At 42.2% G+C, this 19,842-nt stretch carries 16 protein-coding genes and 2 tRNA genes; 13 read left to right on the forward strand and 5 right to left on the reverse strand.

Translation table 11 applies throughout. The annotated features are described in order from the left end of the window. Window positions 1-96: 96 nt before the first annotated feature. Complete coding sequence (locus tag B9T19_RS01645; protein WP_094566873.1) at window positions 97-1,911, reverse strand: aminopeptidase P family protein; 1,815 nt, start codon at window positions 1,909-1,911, stop codon at window positions 97-99. Between the two features lie 522 nt (window positions 1,912-2,433). Here B9T19_RS01645 and thrC point away from each other — a divergent pair. From thrC to B9T19_RS01660, 3 genes are all read left to right on the forward strand, one after another. Next, complete coding sequence (gene thrC / locus B9T19_RS01650; protein ID WP_094566874.1) at window positions 2,434-3,837, forward strand: threonine synthase; 1,404 nt, start codon at window positions 2,434-2,436, stop codon at window positions 3,835-3,837. A 16-nt stretch (window positions 3,838-3,853) separates the two neighbouring features. After that, on the forward strand, window positions 3,854-5,089 hold the full coding sequence (gene serA, locus B9T19_RS01655) for a phosphoglycerate dehydrogenase (RefSeq protein WP_094566875.1): 1,236 nt from the start codon (window positions 3,854-3,856) through the stop codon (window positions 5,087-5,089). Window positions 5,090-5,311: 222 nt separating this feature from the next. Then, entirely contained in the window at window positions 5,312-5,917 is a 606-nt protein-coding gene (locus B9T19_RS01660; RefSeq protein ID WP_094566876.1) for a DUF2058 family protein, read from the forward strand. Window positions 5,918-6,199: 282 nt separating this feature from the next. On the opposite strand, the gene B9T19_RS10460 is transcribed toward B9T19_RS01660, so the two are convergent. The 3 genes from B9T19_RS10460 to B9T19_RS01670 form a co-directional block, all read right to left on the reverse strand. Continuing rightward, complete coding sequence (locus B9T19_RS10460) at window positions 6,200-6,346, reverse strand: DUF3149 domain-containing protein (protein ID WP_109235908.1); 147 nt, start codon at window positions 6,344-6,346, stop codon at window positions 6,200-6,202. Window positions 6,347-6,707: 361 nt separating this feature from the next. Next, window positions 6,708-6,783 (reverse strand) — tRNA-Phe (locus tag B9T19_RS01665). Between the two features lie 250 nt (window positions 6,784-7,033). Further along, window positions 7,034-7,109: transfer RNA gene (locus B9T19_RS01670), tRNA-Phe, on the reverse strand. A 290-nt stretch (window positions 7,110-7,399) separates the two neighbouring features. On the opposite strand from B9T19_RS01670, the gene B9T19_RS01675 reads away from it, so the two are divergent. Next, complete coding sequence (locus B9T19_RS01675) at window positions 7,400-8,602, forward strand: serine hydrolase (protein WP_094566877.1); 1,203 nt, start codon at window positions 7,400-7,402, stop codon at window positions 8,600-8,602. Window positions 8,603-8,787: 185 nt separating this feature from the next. Then, a complete protein-coding gene (gene lnt / locus B9T19_RS01680) occupies window positions 8,788-10,374 on the forward strand; it encodes an apolipoprotein N-acyltransferase (protein WP_158214327.1) in 1,587 nt (528 codons plus the stop codon). Window positions 10,375-10,517: 143 nt separating this feature from the next. On the opposite strand, the gene B9T19_RS01685 is transcribed toward lnt, so the two are convergent. Beyond that, window positions 10,518-10,871 (reverse strand): DUF2069 domain-containing protein, encoded by a 354-nt coding sequence (locus B9T19_RS01685; RefSeq protein WP_094566879.1) that lies wholly within the window; start codon window positions 10,869-10,871, stop codon window positions 10,518-10,520. A gap of 147 nt (window positions 10,872-11,018) precedes the next feature. On the opposite strand from B9T19_RS01685, the gene mutM reads away from it, so the two are divergent. The 8 genes from mutM (at window position 11,019) to B9T19_RS01725 (ending at window position 19,837) form a co-directional block, all read left to right on the forward strand. Continuing rightward, window positions 11,019-11,828: a bifunctional DNA-formamidopyrimidine glycosylase/DNA-(apurinic or apyrimidinic site) lyase gene (mutM, locus tag B9T19_RS01690; protein WP_094566880.1), complete on the forward strand. Its 810-nt coding sequence runs from the start codon at window positions 11,019-11,021 to the stop codon at window positions 11,826-11,828. 291 nt (window positions 11,829-12,119) lie between these two features. Then, window positions 12,120-12,455, forward strand: coding sequence for a ribosome hibernation-promoting factor, HPF/YfiA family (gene hpf, locus B9T19_RS01695; RefSeq protein ID WP_094566881.1), 336 nt, complete (start codon window positions 12,120-12,122; stop codon window positions 12,453-12,455). 404 nt (window positions 12,456-12,859) lie between these two features. After that, window positions 12,860-14,236, forward strand: a complete 1,377-nt coding sequence (murD, locus tag B9T19_RS01700; protein ID WP_094566882.1) for a UDP-N-acetylmuramoyl-L-alanine--D-glutamate ligase — start codon at window positions 12,860-12,862, stop codon at window positions 14,234-14,236. Between the two features lie 83 nt (window positions 14,237-14,319). After that, window positions 14,320-15,522: a putative lipid II flippase FtsW gene (gene ftsW / locus B9T19_RS01705; RefSeq protein ID WP_229821575.1), complete on the forward strand. Its 1,203-nt coding sequence runs from the start codon at window positions 14,320-14,322 to the stop codon at window positions 15,520-15,522. Continuing rightward, complete coding sequence (murG, locus tag B9T19_RS01710) at window positions 15,519-16,589, forward strand: undecaprenyldiphospho-muramoylpentapeptide beta-N-acetylglucosaminyltransferase (RefSeq protein WP_094566884.1); 1,071 nt, start codon at window positions 15,519-15,521, stop codon at window positions 16,587-16,589. Before ftsW ends, murG begins: the two co-directional genes overlap by 4 nt. Continuing rightward, window positions 16,586-18,004, forward strand: coding sequence for a UDP-N-acetylmuramate--L-alanine ligase (gene murC, locus B9T19_RS01715; protein ID WP_094566885.1), 1,419 nt, complete (start codon window positions 16,586-16,588; stop codon window positions 18,002-18,004). Before murG ends, murC begins: the two co-directional genes overlap by 4 nt. Then, complete coding sequence (locus B9T19_RS01720) at window positions 18,004-18,945, forward strand: D-alanine--D-alanine ligase (protein ID WP_094566886.1); 942 nt, start codon at window positions 18,004-18,006, stop codon at window positions 18,943-18,945. The genes murC and B9T19_RS01720 overlap by 1 nt, the downstream gene beginning before the upstream one ends. A gap of 76 nt (window positions 18,946-19,021) precedes the next feature. Further along, complete coding sequence (locus tag B9T19_RS01725) at window positions 19,022-19,837, forward strand: cell division protein FtsQ/DivIB (protein ID WP_143436842.1); 816 nt, start codon at window positions 19,022-19,024, stop codon at window positions 19,835-19,837. Window positions 19,838-19,842: the final 5 nt, after the last annotated feature.

Below are 19,842 nucleotides of genomic sequence, written 5' to 3' on the forward strand. Positions count from 1 at the left end.
AAAGAGGAAAAGAGGAAAAGAGGAAAGAGACAAAGGTCTAAGTTGATACTTAGACCTTTTTTATGATGGCGATTTGACTATCGCTGATCGTTTCTCTTAAATCGCGGCGGTGCGCGCTTTTAACCACTCTAAAACAGCGGCATCTTCAATGCGAGGAGAGAGTTTTTCATAGACTGTCTTATGATATTGATTCACCCATTCAATCTCCTCAGTAGTGAGAAGTGTTGGTTCCATTAGGCGCGTATCGATAGGAAATAGCGTCAATGTCTCAAACAGCATAAAGTTGCCAAAATCTCGCTCTTTAGGATCTTTGACCGGTTGAGAGGTGACTAAGTTTTCGATACGAACACCCCATTTACCTTCTCGATAGATCCCTGGCTCAATAGAGGTTACCATCCCTTTTTTAACACGCATTTGAGGATTGGGTGTCGCATGATATGAGAGCACTTGAGGCCCTTCATGAACATTGAGGAAGTAACCAACGCCATGACCTGTTCCATGACCATAGTCGAGTTGATGCTGCCAAAGTGGTTTTCGAGCAATTGCATCAAGTAGTGGCATTGCGATATTTTCAGGATAAATAGTGCTACTCATCGCAATTAATGATTTAAGAACAAAGGTGAAATCCTGCTTTTGTGCAGTAGAGGGCTGACCAATTGGAATAACGCGGGTAATATCGGTTGTTCCATTTTTATATTGCGCTCCTGAATCGATAAGTAGAAGCCCATCGCCTTCAATGACGGCATGATCTTTCTCTGTTGCACGATAGTGGGGAAGTGCACCGTTAGGATTAAACCCGGCAATTGTATCGAAGCTGAGGTCAATAAAGAGAGGGCGTTTAGCTCTTTCTGCAGCTAGACCATCGGCAACATCAAGCTCGGTTAATCTCTCTCCATTGGCGAGTTTTGCTTCAAACTGAGTATAGAAGTGTGCCATCGCAACACCATCTTCAATCATCGCCTCTTGGATATGAGCAAGATCTTCATCACTTTTTTGCGCTTTAAAGAGCGTGCTAGGATTGGGGAGATAGAGAATTTCACACGCTTCATCAATTGCCTCTAATGCGGCATAAGTTGTTCGTTTCTCATCAAGCATGACGATTTTATCTGCCGGAATATTTCCCAACTCATCGTAGAAAGCATCGTAAGGGAAGACTGTCACTTTATGTTCTGTGAGATACTTTTTCACTTCAGGCGTCAGTTTTTCTTCATCAATAAAGAGCGTGACTGAGGAGGGGGTGATCATTATAAATGCTAAAAAGACCGGGTTATAGGTGACATCTTGACCACGGAGATTGGTGAGCCAAGCGATATCATCGAGCGTGGAGATAATATGAACATCAGCCGCTTCATCTTTCATTACTTGACGGATACGGCGTACCTTTTCACTCAATGATTCAGAGAGAAATTGAGCTTCATGAAGATAGAGTTTTTCCGCAGGAAGCGGTGCGCGATTCTTTATTAATCGATCAAAAGGATCATGTTGTGTGGTGAGTGTGATATCAAAATCATCAAGTGCCTCATAGCTTTCAACAAAATTCTCTACTGACATTGTATCGGGGAGTATTGCCACTTCCGCGCCGGGCTTAAGTTGAGATTGAAGATATTGAATATAAGAGGGGGTATTGGGCGCGCCAAGTTTCATCAGTTCAACAGTTGTTCCTTGTAACTCTTTCGCCGCCTGAACCCAGTATCGACTATCGGCCCAGATGTAGGCGCTCTTTTGAAGAACGACTAATGTTCCGGCAGAGCCGGTAAAGCCGGAGAACCACTCTCTCAACTTCCAATGATCAGGAAGATATTCGGAAAGGTGGGGGTCAGCACTTAAAATAATCCAAGCATCGATCTTATCTTTGATCATCTGCTTCTGTAGAGCGGCAATACGTGCATTAATTTCGCTATTTTTACTCATATTTTATCCTTCAGAATGGTTCTATATTGGGAGGTTGATCATTTATCTGATCTCTGTTTCTCTTGTAGCATTCTACCCCTCTTTCATCGCAATCTCTAAAGATTCTACACCTTCTGATGGGAAAGTTAGCAGTTAAAACCTATCAGTAGGAGAGATTTAGCGAAGGGGAGAGATCTGATTTTTGATGAGGGTGTTTAATATCGATTGGCAATAGAAAAAAGCTGTAGAGAAAAGCAGTGGAGAAAAAGATGGAAAAATGAGCGAAAATAGGGGAAATTACCTAATGTTATTCCCAATGCCATCATTTTCTATATATTCTATAGGTCTCTACAGTTTTAGAGTTCTTATTGAGACTCATATAGAGACTCATATAGAGACTCATATAGAGACTCATATAGAGACTTATATAGGGAAGTTTTAGAAAGTGGTTCTGATTCTAAGAGAAAAAGGCTCGGGGATCGGGTATTATTAAGAGAGTATTAACAACCATGTCCATTTCTTTTTTGTAGGCTTGATTAAATAATGAAATATGTGAGTACGCGAGGGGGAGATCTCCCAAAATCTTTTTGTGAGGTTGTATTAGAGGGGTTATGTCGAGATGGGGGGTTATCGATGCCGGAATCGATCCCTAAGGTTTCAAAAGAGACTTTAGATACATGGCGAAAACTACCGCGATATAGTGATTTAGCGCTAGAAGTAATGTCTCTTTATGCAACAGATATTCCAAGGGAAGATCTCAAAAAGTTAGTAGAAGGCGCTTATAATAGCGATAATTTTGCCGTTGAATCAATTATCTCTGAGCGTACGATTAGTAATCAGGTGAAGGTGCTAGGTCTCTCTGAAGGTCCTACTTACGCTTTTAAAGATATGGCGATGCAGTTTCTTGGCGAGCTCTTTCCTTACGTATTAGAGAAGCAGGATAAGAAGCTCAATATCGTCGGAGCAACATCGGGAGATACGGGATCGAGTGCCATTCATGCAATGAAGGGAAAACCTCGAATCGAGGTGGTGATGTTAAGTCCTCATAATCGTATGAGTGCTTTCCAGACGGCGCAGATGTATTCGGTTCAAGATGATAATATTCACAATATCGCTATTGAGGGGGTTTTTGATGATTGCCAAGATCTCGTTAAAGCACTCAATAATGATATTGAATTTAAAGAGAAGCACCATCTTGGTGCTGTCAACTCCATTAACTTTGCGCGTATTTTGGCACAAGTCGTCTACTACTTTAAGGGTTACTTTATGACGACAGAGAGCAATGATGAAAAAATTGATGTCGTGATTCCCTCTGGTAACTTTGGGAATATTTTTGCCGGCATTATCGCCCGTGAGATGGGATTACCCATTCATAAGTTGATCTTAGCAACGAATGAGAACAATGTGCTTGATGAGTTCTTTAAAACAGGGATCTACCGTCCTCGTGCGTCAAAAGATGTTCATCTCACTTCTAGTCCTTCGATGGATATCGCTAAAGCGAGTAATTTTGAGCGCTTTATCTACCTCATTGCCGGCAGTGAGAAGACAAAAGCACTCTGGGAGCAGATTGAAGAGCAAGGATATTTTGATCTGACAGGTGATCCTCTCTGGAAAGAGCGAGCAAGTTGGAATATTGAATCTGGTGAAAGCTCTCATCAGAATCGATTAGAGACGATTGAGAAGGTCTACCGTGAGTCAGGGGCGTTGATCGACCCTCATACTGCTGATGGGGTCTTTGTGGGAAGCCAATATCTTGATGGCGATCTACAGCTCTGTTTAGAAACTGCCAAACCGATCAAATTCTATGAGACAATTAAGCAAGCGGTGAGTGACGCGCCGTTTGATTTAACTGAGGTCAAGGCGATTGAATCCTTACCACAGAAGAGAGAGGTGATGGCGAATGATGTCACCTTATTACGTCAATTTATTGAATCCGCTTTAAACTAAGGAACACTGTAATACCATGAAAAAAACATCATTTCCAAAAGATGAGATGAAAGTTCTCCTCCTAGAGGGTATTCATCAGGATGCGATCGATTACTTTAAACGTGCGGGCTATAACAATCTTGAGATCCATTCGACGGCTCTCGAGGGGGAAGCTCTTATTGAAGCTCTTAAGGATGCTCACATTGTGGGGATCCGCTCCCGTACGCAGTTAACTGAAGAGGTATTGAGTCAAGCCTCGAGATTGATGGCAATTGGATGTTTCTGTATTGGGACAAATCAGGTTGATTTAGAAGCGGCAAAAGCGCGTGCAATCCCAGTCTTTAATGCACCTTATTCTAACACCCGATCGGTGGCAGAGTTGGTCATTGCTGAGATGATTATGCTAAAACGTGGTATCGCTTATAAAAACTATGTTTGTCATCAAGGTGGTTGGGTGAAGTCTGCTGCAGGCTCTTATGAGGTGAGAGGTAAGACTTTAGGAATTATCGGTTATGGTCATATCGGTACTCAAGTAGGTATCTTAGCTGAGAGTTTGGGGATGCGCGTTATCTTCTATGATATTGAAAATAAGCTTGTCTTAGGAAATGCGCAACAAGTTGAGACGATTGATGAGCTTTTAGCAGTATCTGATGTGGTAACACTCCATGTGCCGGAAGATGATTCTACAAAGAATCTTATGAGTCGCGAGCGTATTGAGTCGATGAAGAAAGGATCGGTCTTAATCAATGCTGCGCGTGGCACAATCGTTGATCTTGATGCTTTAGCAGATAATATCAAAAATGAGCATCTTTTAGGTGCCGCAATTGATGTTTTCCCAGTAGAGCCAAAATCGAATAAAGAGGAGTTTAAATCTCCTCTAAGAGAGCTACAAAATGTTATTTTGACGCCACATATTGGGGGCTCCACAATGGAAGCGCAACAAAATATCGGTGTTGAGGTTGCCTCTAAATTAGTGCTCTATTCTGATAATGGTTCAACGATTTCAGCGGTTAACTTCCCAGAAGTGATGTTGCCGAAACAGCCAGGAAGTCATCGTATTCTTCATATCCATGAAAATACACCGGGTATTTTACGTGCGGTGAATGAGATGGTTTCAGATCTTGATCTCAATATCAATGCGCAATATCTGCAAACTCTAGGTGAGATCGGTTATGTTGTGCTTGATGTCTCTGGTAAAGAGGAGAATGCCATCAAATTACAACATGATATGAAAGAGATTAAAGGGACACTTAAGTGCCGAATTCTCTATTAAACTTTTATTAATTGATTTAATTTAAATATAATGGACTTATGGTATGGCTATAAGTCCATTTTTTAACTCTATCAATTTTCTGTCAGTATTTTATAAATTGTCTATAAACTATCTATAAATTATCTGTAAATTTTTTTATAAAATTCCTATTAATTTTTCAATTCTATAAATTCTATACAAAAATCCTATATCGATTTGTTATAAGCACATAAGAGAGAAGAAATGTCATTAAGAGATCAGTTGGTAAAAGCAGGTTTAGTATCGAAAGATCGTGCGCAGAAGGCTCAAAAAGAGAAAGCTAGAAAGCAGCATCAAGCACATCGCGATAAGCAACTTAAGAGTGAGCTTGAAGCAGAAAAGCAGCGTAAAGCTGCGGAGAGACGCGCCTTTGATGAGGCTAAAAAAGCGATGGATCTAGAGAAGAATCAAGAAATTATCGCTGCACAAGAGAAGAATCGTGCCCGAAGTGAGATGCGAGATCTGATTGATCGTGAGCGAGTCAATAAAGAGAAGGGCGAGACCCGGTTTAACTTTAGCCATGATGGAAAGAAGATTCGCTCCGTTTTTGTGACAGATAAACAGCATAAAGATCTAAGTGATGGGAAGTTGATGATCTGCCGGAATGATCGTGATGGTTTTGATTATCCTGTTTTGCCGGTGACTTTTAAGGAACGTATTCATCATTTAGAGGAGAAGTTAGGTGAGAAGATCTTCTACTATCTCTCTGAAGCGATGACAGAGGGGGATGCAGAGGATGAGTGGGCAGCTTGGGATGCCTATGAAGCATCGCTTAAAGCTGAGAAGAAGTCTGGTGGATCTCATAACTAGGAGATAGGTTGAATCTGATGCTGCTGAGTTGTTTATCAATAGAGGAATCGAGAGGTCTCGTTGATCATAGCAAACTCTTATAAAAGAGTTGTAAGAGCAGTATAAAATAGTGAAAGAGCAGCAACAGAGTCGTGGCAGAGTCGCAGTAGAGTAGCAGTAGAATGGTGAATGGTAAAAAAAGAGCCCTTGATAAAGGGCTCTTTTCTATTGATAGGGTGTAATTGATATCGACTCTTTCATAATTATTTTAGAACGAGATGATGAGTCGTGTTGATGAGTAAATTACGCTTGTTTGTCTTTATTTTCTCTCTCTTCTTTCGCTTTCTTCATAAAGAACCATGTTAACCAACCTAACATGACAATCATAAAAACAACACCAAACCCAACGATACCAACAAAATAGGGATCTGCGCCAATTAACTTCATCATAGAACCTTCTCCTTAATAAGGTAGAAATTTAAATCTATTCAATAAGATCTATCTAATATGATCTATCTAATATATATAATGATACTATCCCACAAAAATGGGGAGGAATCCACGAACTGTAAAGAAGTATCAAGTTTGCTTGATAGATATCAATATTTGAGCTTTTAGGGGCTATTTTGGCGCTTTAATGCAGATGAAATATTATGAGAGATAGGGGCGCTATAAGAGGAGGGCAGTAGAAGGTTATAAGAGATGAATATTAGATGAAATGAGGGGGAGGTAAAGGGTACTCGGCATGAATAAGAAGCATAAAATAAGAAGCATAAAAAAACCACTCAATTGATTGAGTGGTCTCTTAATATGGTGGCTCGAGGCAGAATCGAACTGCCGACACGCGGATTTTCAATCCGCTGCTCTACCAACTGAGCTATCAAGCCATGTCGTGCTAACGAAGTGACATTAAACAGGATTTAGATTCTTTCGTCAAGTATTAATTGAGATTAGCCTGAAAATAGAGCAGGTGGTCGATTTTTTGGTTAATTTCGACGCTCTTCCCAGGTGAATTAGGGGTATAAAGGTAAAGGAATGGAGAAGGTTAGCCTACGGGAGAGGTTAGAGAAATTGAGAATTAGAAGAATTAATTAGAAGAATTAAAAAACCCTACTTCGAAAAGTAGGGTTTTAAAGATGGTGGCTCGAGGCAGAATCGAACTGCCGACACGCGGATTTTCAATCCGCTGCTCTACCAACTGAGCTATCAAGCCGTCTTGATAAGGTGGTATTAAACAGCATTCTCTGAGAAGAGTCAAGAAACTTTTCTGCTATATTATTGCTCATAATCTGTTGGGCTATGATATTGGCGGTAATATAACGAATCTTTCATCTATCTTTGGAGAGTACTTTTGGTAAATACTTTGAGTGAGTATGTATTAAGAGTCTATCACTCGAGCTTTACTGTTGGATTATAGAGAGAGTAGTAGGTAATGAGTAGTGGCAGTGGACAGAGGATAAAGGATAATAGGTTTGGAAAGATCGAAATCGATAGGAGGCGGAGATGGAAAGCATTACAGATCTTATTGAACAATCGTTAGAGAGAGGATTTCCCGGTGGACAGCTTCTCGTTGAGTATCAAGGGGAGGTAATATATGACTTTGCCTTCGGATCAACCATATTGCATCAAGTTATCCTCGATTCTGGTGAGATGAAAGTAACGCGTGGCGAAGCTGTGACTAAAAAGACCCTTTTTGATATCGCCTCATTAACAAAGATTTTTGCAACGACCTATCTTTTTCAATACTACTATCAACAGATGCCAGATCTCTTAGAGCGTCGAGTTGCAGATTTTTTTCCTTATTCCCAATCAGCTGCTTCAGAAATAACCTATCCTGCACTTGTTGGTGAAATTCCGTTAAAGGCACTACTCTCACATCATGCCGGTTTTGAGCCTAATCCTCTCTTCTATGATCCACGTTATAGTGAATCGCTCTATTCTCAAGATCGTGCTCAATTTGTGCAAAAGTTATTGCAAGCCCCCCTTGTGAATATTCCGGAGCAGCAGGGGCTCTATTCCGATGTTGATTTTATGTTACTCACCTTTATTTTAGAAAAAATAGGTGGAAAGTCGATCGATAAGCAGTTAGAGACACTTTTTTGGAATCCATTAAATCTTTCTTATATTGGATTTAACCCAAGAGAGAGGGGAGTATCACAAGCAGAGATTGCCGCGACAGAGCGTTATGGGAATAGTCGGGATCATACTATTGATTTTCCTAATATACGTCGCTATATGCTTCAAGGAGAAGTACAAGATGAAAAGGCATTTCATTGTATGGCAGGGGTTTCAGGTCATGCCGGGCTCTTTAGTAATAGTCATGATCTCTACCAACTTTTTCGATTGATGAGAGAAGATAATGAGGTTTTCAGTGCGGAAACACAGCAATATTTTTTAACGCCTCCCTATGAAGACGCTACCTTTGCTTTGGGGTATCGTTTAAATGGAGAGGGGATGGATTATATGTTTAGTGATTATGCTGGGAAAACCTCGAAGCCAGCCTTTGGGCATACTGGCTGGACTGGGGCACTAGCAACTTATGATCCATTACATGAGTTGATGATTATCTATCTGACAAATCGTAAGAATACTCCCGTTGTTGATCCTCTCCACAATCCTCATCTCTTTTATGGAGATCGATTGCCGGCAGGACGGTATCGCGATCTGATTGGTGCGATCTATAGCGATTTAGGGATAAGAGGATAGAAGTATGTATCAAAATAGTCGCGTCGAAAAATAGGAAAACGATAGGATAATGATAGGGACATGATAGGGAAAATAGCGAATAAAACGGATAAGAGAATGAGTGATTCACTAGAGAAGGGCAGTGGTGGAATATGGTAGATAATAGGCTTAAAAAAGAGTGTAGAGCCACAAAGAGTAAGCATTTTATGACTAAGAGAGCACTCTATTTCTGGGGTTCGATCATCATCGCGATTCTTTTAGGGAGCTTAATGCCTTTAAGTTTTTCCCCTTTTGGTTATGGCTTTTTAGCGCCGATTCTACTGGCTTTTTGGCTACTGCTCATATTGCCGGGAAGTTGCAAGCGTGCTTTTTGGTTAAGTCTTCTCTTTGGCGTTTCATTTTTTACTGTAGGCGTCTGGTGGATTCGTATTAGTCTATTGGAGTTTGGCGGGGCGCCTCTGTTACTAGGCGTTTTTTTAACGCTACTTTTAGCCCTCTATTTAGGGCTCTATTATGCGCTATTAGGCTATTTTACATTGAAGACTCAGCTTTCACTGCCATTTCGATTAGGCATTCTCTTTCCTGTTATGGGGGTGCTTTTTGAATATATTCGCGCTCAACTCTTAACTGGTTTTCCTTGGCTCTCGCTGGGTTATACTTTGACTGATTATCCCTTAGCGCTCTGGCTTTTTCCTGAGATGGGCGCATTGATGGCAAGTTTTTGGGTCTATTGGTTGGCGGGGCTTCTTACGTTGTTGCTTCTGCAAATTATGGCTTATAGGGGGAAAGAGCCTGGAAATGCTTCTCAAAAAAAATTGAAAGCCTATCTGCCGGCACTCTTTATGGCAATGATGCTGATATTAATTATTGCGGGAACGAGTACTTTGCTGAGCGATAAGATCTCCCCTAAAGGTGAGCCGCTTAAAGTGGCATTAATCCAGGGAAATATTGCACAGGAGTTAAAGTTTAGTGAGGCACAATATTACGAAATTTTAGCAACCTACTACCAATTGACCGCGCAAGTGGCCTCGAATGTTGATCTTATTATTTGGCCAGAGACGGCAATTCCTGCGCTCTATGAGCAGGAGGTTACACTGGGTGAGGCATTACGTAAGATCTCGCAAGAGGAGAGGGCGACGGTGATGACGGGGATCTTTTCAGGGCAAGGATCAGTGATACGAAATTCAGTCGTGGCTTATAGCGACCAGTTGAGAAGCCGTGATCAGCGTTACGATAAAGTTCATCTTGTTCCTTTTGGCGAGTTTCTACCTTTTCGTTCTCTTTTAGATCTCTTAAGTGGCATGATTGAGATCCCCTTTTCAGATCTTACTGCTGGTAGAGAGGAGCAATCGCCTTTCCTTATCCATTATGAGGTAGATGGCGTACCTGCGATAACGCAACTCTCTACCTTTATCTGTTACGAGGCTGTTTTTGGTGATGAATTACGCTATCTTGGGAAGCAATCAGATTTTTTAGTGAATGTGAGTAATGATGCTTGGTTTGGAGATTCAATTGGACCTTGGCAACACTTTCAAATTACGCGAGCACGCGCGATTGAGCTACAAAGAGAGATGGTTCGTGCTACTAATAATGGGATTACAGCGCTTATTGATAGACGGGGAGAGGTAAAGGCGATCCTACCTCAATTTGAACAAGGTGTTCTAGAAGTTGAGGTAATGCCTTATGAAGGAACGACGACTTATAGCCGCGTAGGAGATCTCTCCTGGCTATTGCTCTTGTGGGTTGTTGCTGGGCTTGGAGCGCTCTTTTTTAGAAGGGAATTAAAGAAGTGAGTAGAAAGAAGTGAGTAGACTCTGCCGGCATTTTGGCCATCTCTACTCACCTCTATTTAATGTTCAATGCTTGCTATTTCTACTCTTTTGTCCTTTTTATCCTGGTTCAGGATGCTCGTTAAGGTTCTTTTCGGAGCGATTTTTTATTCTCTGAAAGGGAGCGGACTATAGCGAGCGTAGAGAATCGTGCTGACAAAAAGAATAATGGTCAAAAGAAAATAGATACTGCCAATGCCGGGATATCCTGATACCCAAATATCGGTTGCAGCGATCAGGTAGAAGAGGGAGAGGAAACTTGTCCAGGCATGTGTAAATCGCTTTGCACGAAGCAATCCGCGCGCAGGGAACACGAGGGGCATTAGAAGTCCGATAATCAGAAATATTCTCGGTTGTTCTGGATAGATTGCATTGGTCACAATACAGAAGATAGTAAAGAAGAAGAGTGCAAGATAGGAAGCAAGTGCACTGATTCTTGAAATTGAGACAATCGGACGCATATTGAGATAGAGCTCCTTTTTTAATTGAGCAGAAGAAGGTGATCAAGCCGAAATAGCGCGATAAACTTATCGAAGTTTAGATAAGCTCAATATTCATGCTATAAAAATGGAGTCTATTTTATCATGAAACAGAAGAGTTAAAAGTATATGCCTGAATTACCAGAAGTTGAGACCGTCCGTGCAGGAATAGCGCCCCATATTGAAGGAGCAACAATTCGTGGTGTTGAGGTCTACCATCGCCAGTTACGTTATCCGATCCCTGAGGCGATTGAGACACTTTACAATGCAACAATTGAGAAGGTGGAGAGGCGAGCGAAGTATCTGATCCTGACCACGACTCGAGGAAGAGTTTTAATCCATTTAGGAATGTCCGGCGCCATTCGAATTTTGCCTGATGATTTTGAGCATAAAAAGCATGATCATTTTGTCTTACGGCTCTCAGGTAATCGGGCGTTGATCTACAATGACCCTCGTCGCTTTGGCTTTATTCTCCTCTATGGTAAGGATGAATCGATCCCTTTTTTAGAGAAATTAGCACCAGAACCACTCACGGATCAATTTACGGCAGCCTATCTCCACCCTAAGTTGAAAGGAAGAACGCGGCCGATTAAATCGATCTTAATGGATCAAGCCTTTGTTGTAGGTGCCGGTAATATCTATGCGAATGAGTCGCTCTTTATGGCGGGAATAGATCCGCAACGCCCGGCAAATAATCTCTCATTGGAAGAGGTTGAACGCCTTGTTCAGGAGGTTAAGAAGGTGTTAGCGCGAGCAATCGAGCAGGGTGGAACGACCCTAAAAGATTTTACGACACCCGATGGTAGTCCCGGCTATTTTGCCCAAGAGCTCTTAGTGTATGGACAAAAAGGTCAACCTTGTCCTCTTTGCGGGCAAGAGATTGAGCGTATTGTCATAGGGAATCGGGCAACTTACTTCTGTTCTCAATGTCAGAAATAGCGATAAAAGTCACTTTTCTCTATTTTTTAGCTCACTTTTCTGCTTTTTGCTATCGCTTCTTGAGGAAAAATGGTAGTGTGAAAGTATGTCAATAAGAATCAATAAAGTTTCAACAAAGCTTCAATAAAAGCTTGGAAATAGCGATAAATAGCGATAAATAACGATGAGTAGCGATGATAGAGATCTAGATCTGTGTCTAAATCTAGTGTTTAAATAGCTCTATAAAATTATTTTTTTAATGACTCACCACTTTAGTATCTACATTTAGTATCGATAAAGAAGGAGATAAGTATGAATCTTAATTTAACAGGTCAAGGCTTAGAATTAACAGATGGGCTTCGTAGTAGAGTAGAAGAGAAATTCTCACGTTTAGATCGTTATAGTGAGCATATTACAAGTGCGCATGTGGTATTAACCATTAAAGATAAGCGCCAAATTGCCGAGATCACTGTGACTGTTGCAAAGGGAAAAGATCTTCATGCAGAAGCCACCACAGAAGATATGTACCTCTCGATTGATGAGTTGTCTGGAAAAATTGAGCGTCAACTTCTCAAGCAGAAAGATAAAGCGATAACCGCAGAGCGAAAACAAGGACATGAGATTCGTCATGAAGAGGGGAAAGAGTAATATTCCCTATAGATACTCGATATTGATGATATTTTTTTAGAGAGGCCCCGTTTAAGCGGGGCTTTTTCTTTGATCAACTGTTTTTTATCTAAGGTAGAAAGCGTATGATAGGGGAGAAATTATCGTGAAATTGTCATGATATTAAAGGATCGCTTTATCACTAGTTTTTAGATCTTTTAGATCATTTTTTTAGATAAATTAAAAGAGCCGATTGCGCTATAATCAATTGTTATTATTTGCTGTCATTTGTCGTTTTTTGTTATGAGAGATGGTTTTGTTGATCTTTTTTGACATAGCTTGCTCTCCACACCTTCAATCTTGACTTCAGGTAGTGGTAAATAGTGCCTTACGGATATTGATGCTTATTTCAGAGCTTATTTTTTGATAGTTAGAAGGTTTTCTCCATGTTTGCAACAGACTCAAAGCACTTAATTGTCGGTTTTGGTATTACAGGGCTCTCCATTGCAAAAGCCCTTACTCATTTAGGGGTGGAGAAGATCTGTGCTATCGACTCGAGGGATAAGCCACCGCATGAAGCGGAGATGGCACAACTTTGTCAAAAGGTGGCAATCGGTAGCTTTAAAGATAGCACTGCAAGTGATCTATTAGAGAGTTGTGATTATCTCTGGATCAGCCCCGGAGTTCCCCTTGCAACGCCAGAGTTGGCCTCTACTATTGCACGGTTGCCGGCAGAACATGTTGGGGGAGATATTGAGCTTTTTGCCCGTCTAGTTAAAGAGAATATTATTGCTATCACCGGCACAAATGGGAAGAGTACTGTCACAACCCTTTTAGGTTCTATCTTTGCGCAACTTCCTTATGATCTCTATGTCGGCGGTAATTTAGGGCAGCCAGCTTTAGAGCTTTGGATGGCTTCAGAGGATCGCAAAGAGAAGGTGCAAGAGCCCCTTTTTATCCTTGAACTCTCCAGTTTTCAGCTAGAGACCACCTACTCATTACAGGCTGATATTGGGGCGTTACTCAATCTTTCGCGAGATCATCTCGATCGATATCGAGATTATGAGCATTATGTTGCTGCGAAATTAGCACTGATTAAACAATCATCTGAGATTATTATTCCCGCAGATGAACCGCTGATAGAGACCTTTTTAGCGGCGGAACTTCCGCATCGTGGCGAGGAGGAGATTGTGCGTTTCTCTCTCTTTGATAATGCGAAGACCGATTATTATGCCTCATTAGAACGTCAAGAAGTTGTGAGCCGTACCGGGGAGCAGGTCAGTTATGCAAAGACACTCTTAAGAGGACAGCATAATCTTCTCAATATTGTTGCAGCTGTAGCAATTGCAGAACGATTTGGTGTTTCATTAAGAGCGATAGAGGCGGGCATTGCCAATTATCAGCCGTTATCACATCGTTCTGTCAAGGTCCGGGAAATTGACGGGGTGACCTACTATAACGACTCAAAGGCGACAAATCTCTCTTCAACAGAAGCGGCTATTTTGGGTTTCCCCGAGCGAAAATGGTTGATTTTAGGGGGCGTTACTAAAGAGCAAGATTTTTCACCGCTTAGAGAACTTCTACAAAAAAATATCGCAGGAGTTGCGCTGATTGGAAAGGATTATTCCGCGATACTGCCTCACATTCCAGAGAGCGTTCCCTATTTTGAGTGTGGGACTCTTGAAACCGCATTGGTTCAATTAAAAGCGTTAGCTTTGCCAGGGGAGATTGTTCTTTTTTCTCCTGCTTGTGCAAGTTTTGATCAATTTAAAGGGTTTGAAGAGCGAGGTCGTATCTTTGAGGCATTAGTTCATGCGCTATAAGCGTGATTGTATGCTCAATATTGAGCCTGTTTGTGGTACAATTTTTTCTCTTTAACGAATAGATTAGGTGTAATTTGAAGAATATGTCTAAACGCATTCCTCGTGGTGTTCATCTTGATCCTTGGTTGCTGATCACTTCTTCGCTCTTTCTACTGATTGGGCTCTTGATGGTGACCACGGCATCGGGATATGTTGCAGAGTATTATGGTCTCTCTCCTTACCACTATGGGATTAGACAAGGACTCTATATTGCTATCGGGCTCACTTTCGCCATATTTGCTTTTAAGATTAAACTTAATATCTGGTATAAGCTGACACCGATATTGATGCTCTTCTCTTTTGTTGCACTTGTCTTGGTGTTGATTCCCGGCATCGGTCGAGAAGTTAATGGTGCTTTGCGCTGGATCCCCATCTCATTTTTTAACTTTCAGCCAGCCGAGATGGCAAAGTTTGCGGCACTAACCTATATCGCCTCCTATCTTCATCGACAGAAAGATCGGATTGGGTCTAAGATTTCAGCACTGATTATTCCGCTCTTTGTGATGGGAGTTTTAGGTGTTCTGCTCCTTTTAGAGCCTGATTTTGGTTCTACGGCTATCATCTTTGTGGTTGGTTTGGGGTTGCTCTTTATTGCCGGCGTCTGTCTTTGGCGCTTTGCGATTGTGTTGGCGCCGACGCTAATTGTAATGGCCGTTATCCTCTATACTTCCCCCTATCGTCGTGCCCGGTTATCAGGCTTTTTACGCCCATGGGAAGATGCTTATAATCAGGGGTATCAGCTAGTTAACTCCCTGATCGCAATTGGCCGAGGGAAGCTCTCTGGGGTTGGAATTGGTGAGAGTATGTCCAAGCTAGGTTATCTGCCTGAGGCGCATACCGACTTTATTTTTGCGATCTATGCGGAAGAGTTTGGCTTTTTTGGTGTGATTTTCCTCGTTCTCATCTATATGATCTTCCTCTATCGTACTTTCAATATTGGAAGAAGAGCAGAGCAGCTCGATCTCAATTTTGCAGCTTATATCTCTTATGGCATCGGTTTATGGCTAGGAACGCAAGCATTGATTCATATGTGTGTTGCTTCAGGGTTATTGCCAACAAAGGGTTTAACATTACCGCTGATGAGTTATGGGGGATCGAGTATTATCACGATGATGGTGGGTTTAGGGTTGCTCTTTCGGGTTGATCGAGTTGTGCAGTTACGAGAGTTGCAAAACTATCAAGATGAGCAAGAGCTAGCGGCTCAGCGGGAGATTGCAGAGAGCAAGATAAGGGTGGCGATGAAATGAATAGCATGCGTGGAACGATTGTTATTATGGCCGGCGGTACGGGAGGGCATATATTCCCCGGGATTGCTGTTGCCGAGGCGCTGCAAGAGCAGGGTTATAAAATTGAGTGGCTCGGTGCAAATGGGTTGGAACTTAAACTTGTACCGCAGCATGGCTTTCCCCTCTATTCATTAGAGATTGCCGGCATTCGAGGTAATGGCTTGAAGGGGTGGTTAAGGCTTCCATGGCGTTTAACAAAAGCGGTCTTAGATGCGCGTCGCTTCTTTAAGAGAGTCTCACCTCTTTGTGTTGTGGGGTTTGGAGGCTTCGCTGCAGGTCCTGGAGGATTAGCTGCCAAATCGTTAGGGATTCCGATTATTATTCATGAGCAAAATGCCGTGCCCGGTTTGGTTAATAGAGTCTTATCGCGACTCAGTCGTGTTAATTTAGCGGCATTTAATGCCGAGTTACCTCATGCGAAAGTGGTGGGGAATCCTGTTAGAGAGGGATTGTTAACGCTAGCCCCTTATGAGCAACGATATGGCGCACGAAGTGGAAGACCATTACAGATTCTTGTTGTGGGAGGTTCGCAAGGAGCTCGAATCTTAAATCAGGTGATGCATGCTTTTGCTCAAACAGAGATGGCTGGCGCTTATCAAATCTGGCATCAAACAGGGGAGGCTTTCTATCAGGCTCATAAAGATGAGCCCTCTTTTCAGGGCGAGCATTATCGCTTAACCCCCTTCATCGATGATATGGTAGAAGCGTATGGATGGGCAGATCTTGTGATCTGTCGTGCCGGCGCTTTGACTGTTTCCGAAATATTAGTAGCAAATGTTGCAAGTTGCTTTATCCCTTTTGCAAAAGCCGTTGATGATCATCAAACCAAAAATGCCGAAGCATTAGCAGAGATTGGAGCTGCGTATCTCTATCCTGAGAGCGACTTTAATCTAGCAACACTTCAAGAGATGTTAACTCATTTTACAAGAGAAAAAGCCATCGAAATGGCGAGTAAAACCAAAATTTTAGCGAAACCTGAAGCGACAGCTGAGATTGTTTCAGTAATTGAAAAGGTCATAGAATCATGAATCAAAAAAGTTATATTTGTCCCTCTGAAATGCGCCGTATTGAGAGAATTCACTTTGTTGGAATTGGGGGTTCGGGGATGTGTGGTATCGCCGAGGTGCTTCTCAATTTGGGGTATGAGGTGACAGGATCAGATATTGCCGCTTCACCCGTTGTTGATCGCTTGATTGATCTGGGCGCTTTAGTGTGGATTGGCCATCAAAAAGAGCATGTGATCGGTGCTGATGTTGTGGTGATCTCTACCGCTGTCAAAGAGGATAATCCGGAGGTGATTAGCGCTAAAGCGGAGCGTATTCCTATTATTCAGCGAGCGCAGATGCTTGGTGAGTTGATGCGTTTTCGTTTTGGGATTGCTGTTGCCGGCACTCACGGGAAGACGACAACAACCAGTCTTTTAGCCTCTATTTTAGATGAGGCAGGGCTTGATCCAACCTATGTTATCGGTGGACGTTTAAATAGCTCTAATGTGAATGCGCGTTTAGGTTTAGGGCAATACCTTGTTGCAGAAGCGGATGAGTCTGATGCATCGTTTCTTCATCTTCATCCTATGTCTGCCATTATTACCAATATCGACCAAGATCATATGAGCACTTATGGGGGGGATATTGAAAATTTACGTCAAACATTTGTCGATTTTCTTCATCTGCTTCCTTTTTACGGCTTGGCGGTTCTCTGTATCGATAATGAAGAGGTTGCATCACTTATACCACGAATTCATCGTCCAATAATCACCTATGGTGAGAGTGAAGGGGCAGATTATCAGCTTCTCAATTATGAGTCGCGTGGTATGCAGACCCGTTTTGAAGTCAAAATGCCACATGGAGTGAGTGAATTTACCGTTGCTCTTCCAGGAAAATATAGCGTTCTTAATAGCTTAGCTGCAATCGCAATTGCCAATGATTTGGGGGTTCCTCATCCCGCTATCCGTCGTGCTTTACGCCGTTTTAAAGGTATTGGCCGTCGCTTCCAATTCCACCCTTCTGTTCCATTACAGAGAGGGGGAAGTGTAGAGGTGATGGAAGATTATGGGCATCATCCGACAGAGATTAAGGCCGTCTATGAGGCTTTAACGACAGCTTATCCTGAAAAGCGAATTGTTGTTGCATTTCAACCTCATCGAAATTCAAGAACAGCTGAACTCTATGATGAGTTTATTGCGGTCTTATCAGAGATCGATACGGTATTGATCACTGATATCTATTCGGTAAGAGAGGCTGAAATTCCCGGGATTTCAGGTGAGAAGCTAGCAGAAGATGTGGCGAAGAAAGGAGGGAGAAATACCCTCTATGTGGGATCGATCGATGAGATTAGAAGTGCTTATGCCAAAATCGCCCAAGATGGTGATCTCATAGTGATGATGGGGGCGGGTAATATCGGTGGCATTGCTGCCAATTTCTATAAGGGAGGGGCGCTCTAATGGTTTCAGCATTAAATCGATTTGAAGACCCGAAGGTTTTCGGTAAAGTTGCCGTTGTCTACGGTGGTCACTCATCGGAGCGAGAAGTCTCGCTCTGGTCGGGAGAGGCGGTTTTAGCGGCGCTTAAAGCACAAGGGATCGATGCTCATGGGATCGATACTGCCGAGGTAGAGCTGCTTTCTCATCTAGTAGCAGAATCTTTCGATCGCGTCTTTATTGTCCTTCATGGTCGTGGTGGGGAAGATGGTGTTTTACAAGGTGCGCTCGAGTATCTCAATATTCCTTACACCGGGAGTGGAGTATTAGCTTCTAGTGTAGGCATGGATAAGTTAAAGAGTAAGCAGATTTGGCAAGCTCTAGGGCTTCCCGTATTGGAGTCTTATCTTCTCAATTCAGAAGAGGATGTTGCTCGGTTAGCGCCGATCTTAAAATACCCGGTAGCAGTTAAGCCAGCAGAAGAGGGATCGAGCATTGGTGTTAGTCGTGTTGAGAGTGCGGATGATCTGCTAGCTGCATGGAAGGCTGCAGGAGGCTATAATTCTCCTATATTTGCAGAGAATTGGATTGTGGGTAATGGTGAATATACCTGTGCGATCTTAAATGGTACGGCGCTCCCCATTATTCGTATGGAGACCGATTTAGCATTTTATGATTATGAGGCAAAATATCTCCGTGAAGATACGCGTTATTTCTGTCCATCGGGATTGAGTCAATCTGATGAGATGCGGTTTAGAAAGCTCTGTGAAGAGGCTTTTCATGCATTAGGAGCAGACGGTTGGGGGCGCGTTGATTTTGTCTTAGATCGTGATAATAATCCCTGGTTATTGGAGATCAATACCGTTCCAGGAATGACAAATCATTCGCTTGTTCCTTTAGCGGCAAATCGTGCCGGCATCTCCTTTGAGCGCCTCTGTTGGTTGATCTTAGAAGGCTCTTTGTGACCTTCTTTAGGGATATTTCAGAACCATTACATTGATGTATAATAGGCTATAGTTAATCTTGAGTAGATCATATATTTTGTTGCAATCGAATTATCGTACCTCTCGACCCAAACGTCGTCAGCGGTCAGGTGTCGTCCAGAAAAAGCCCTTTGATTGGCGACAATTTGGAAGATTTCTCTATCGCTTATTACGCTATCTTCTCTTAATCGCACTTCTTGTTGCGATCTTTGTCGGCCCCTATTGGGGATGGCAATATTTAAAAGAGAATAATCTCTTTTTTAAAATAGAGACGGTTTCTGTCTATGGAGAGATTGAGCATCTTCCAGAAGAGCGAGTCAATGAGTTGGTAAAAGATGCGATTGGGCAAAATCTGATCGGATTAGATATGAAAGGTTATCAAGATGAGATCCTTTCTGAGAGCTGGATTAAGAGTGTCTCTCTTAAACGAAATTGGTTTCATGAGTTAGAGGTGCATATTGAAGAGCAAGCACCGGTGGCGATCTGGAATGGTGTTGAGATGATCGATGCATCAGGAGAGCGATTTACCCCCTCTTTTTATCCTCAAGGAGAGTGGGTCTTTCTTGCAGGACCTGATAGTCGTGCGCTAGATCTCTTAGAGGTTTATAACCGGACTAAAGAGCGCTTAGAGGGAACCGGGTTTCAACTGAGTCATCTCTCATTAGATGAGAGTGATTCCTGGAGTCTTGTTTTAGATGATCAGCTCTTGCTCATTATGGGGTCTGAAAATTTCGATCAACGCTTAGAGCGATTTCTACGGCAATTTTCAGATCGAGAGGTTCTTGATAGAATTCAACATATCGACTTTAGATATAAAAATGGATTCTCTGTAAAGTGGAAAGAGAATTCAGATAGTATAAAGAATAAATTATAAGGTGC

Source organism: Ignatzschineria sp. F8392 (genome assembly GCF_002252045.1).
In the GTDB taxonomy this organism is placed as follows: Bacteria; Pseudomonadota; Gammaproteobacteria; order Cardiobacteriales; family Wohlfahrtiimonadaceae; genus Ignatzschineria.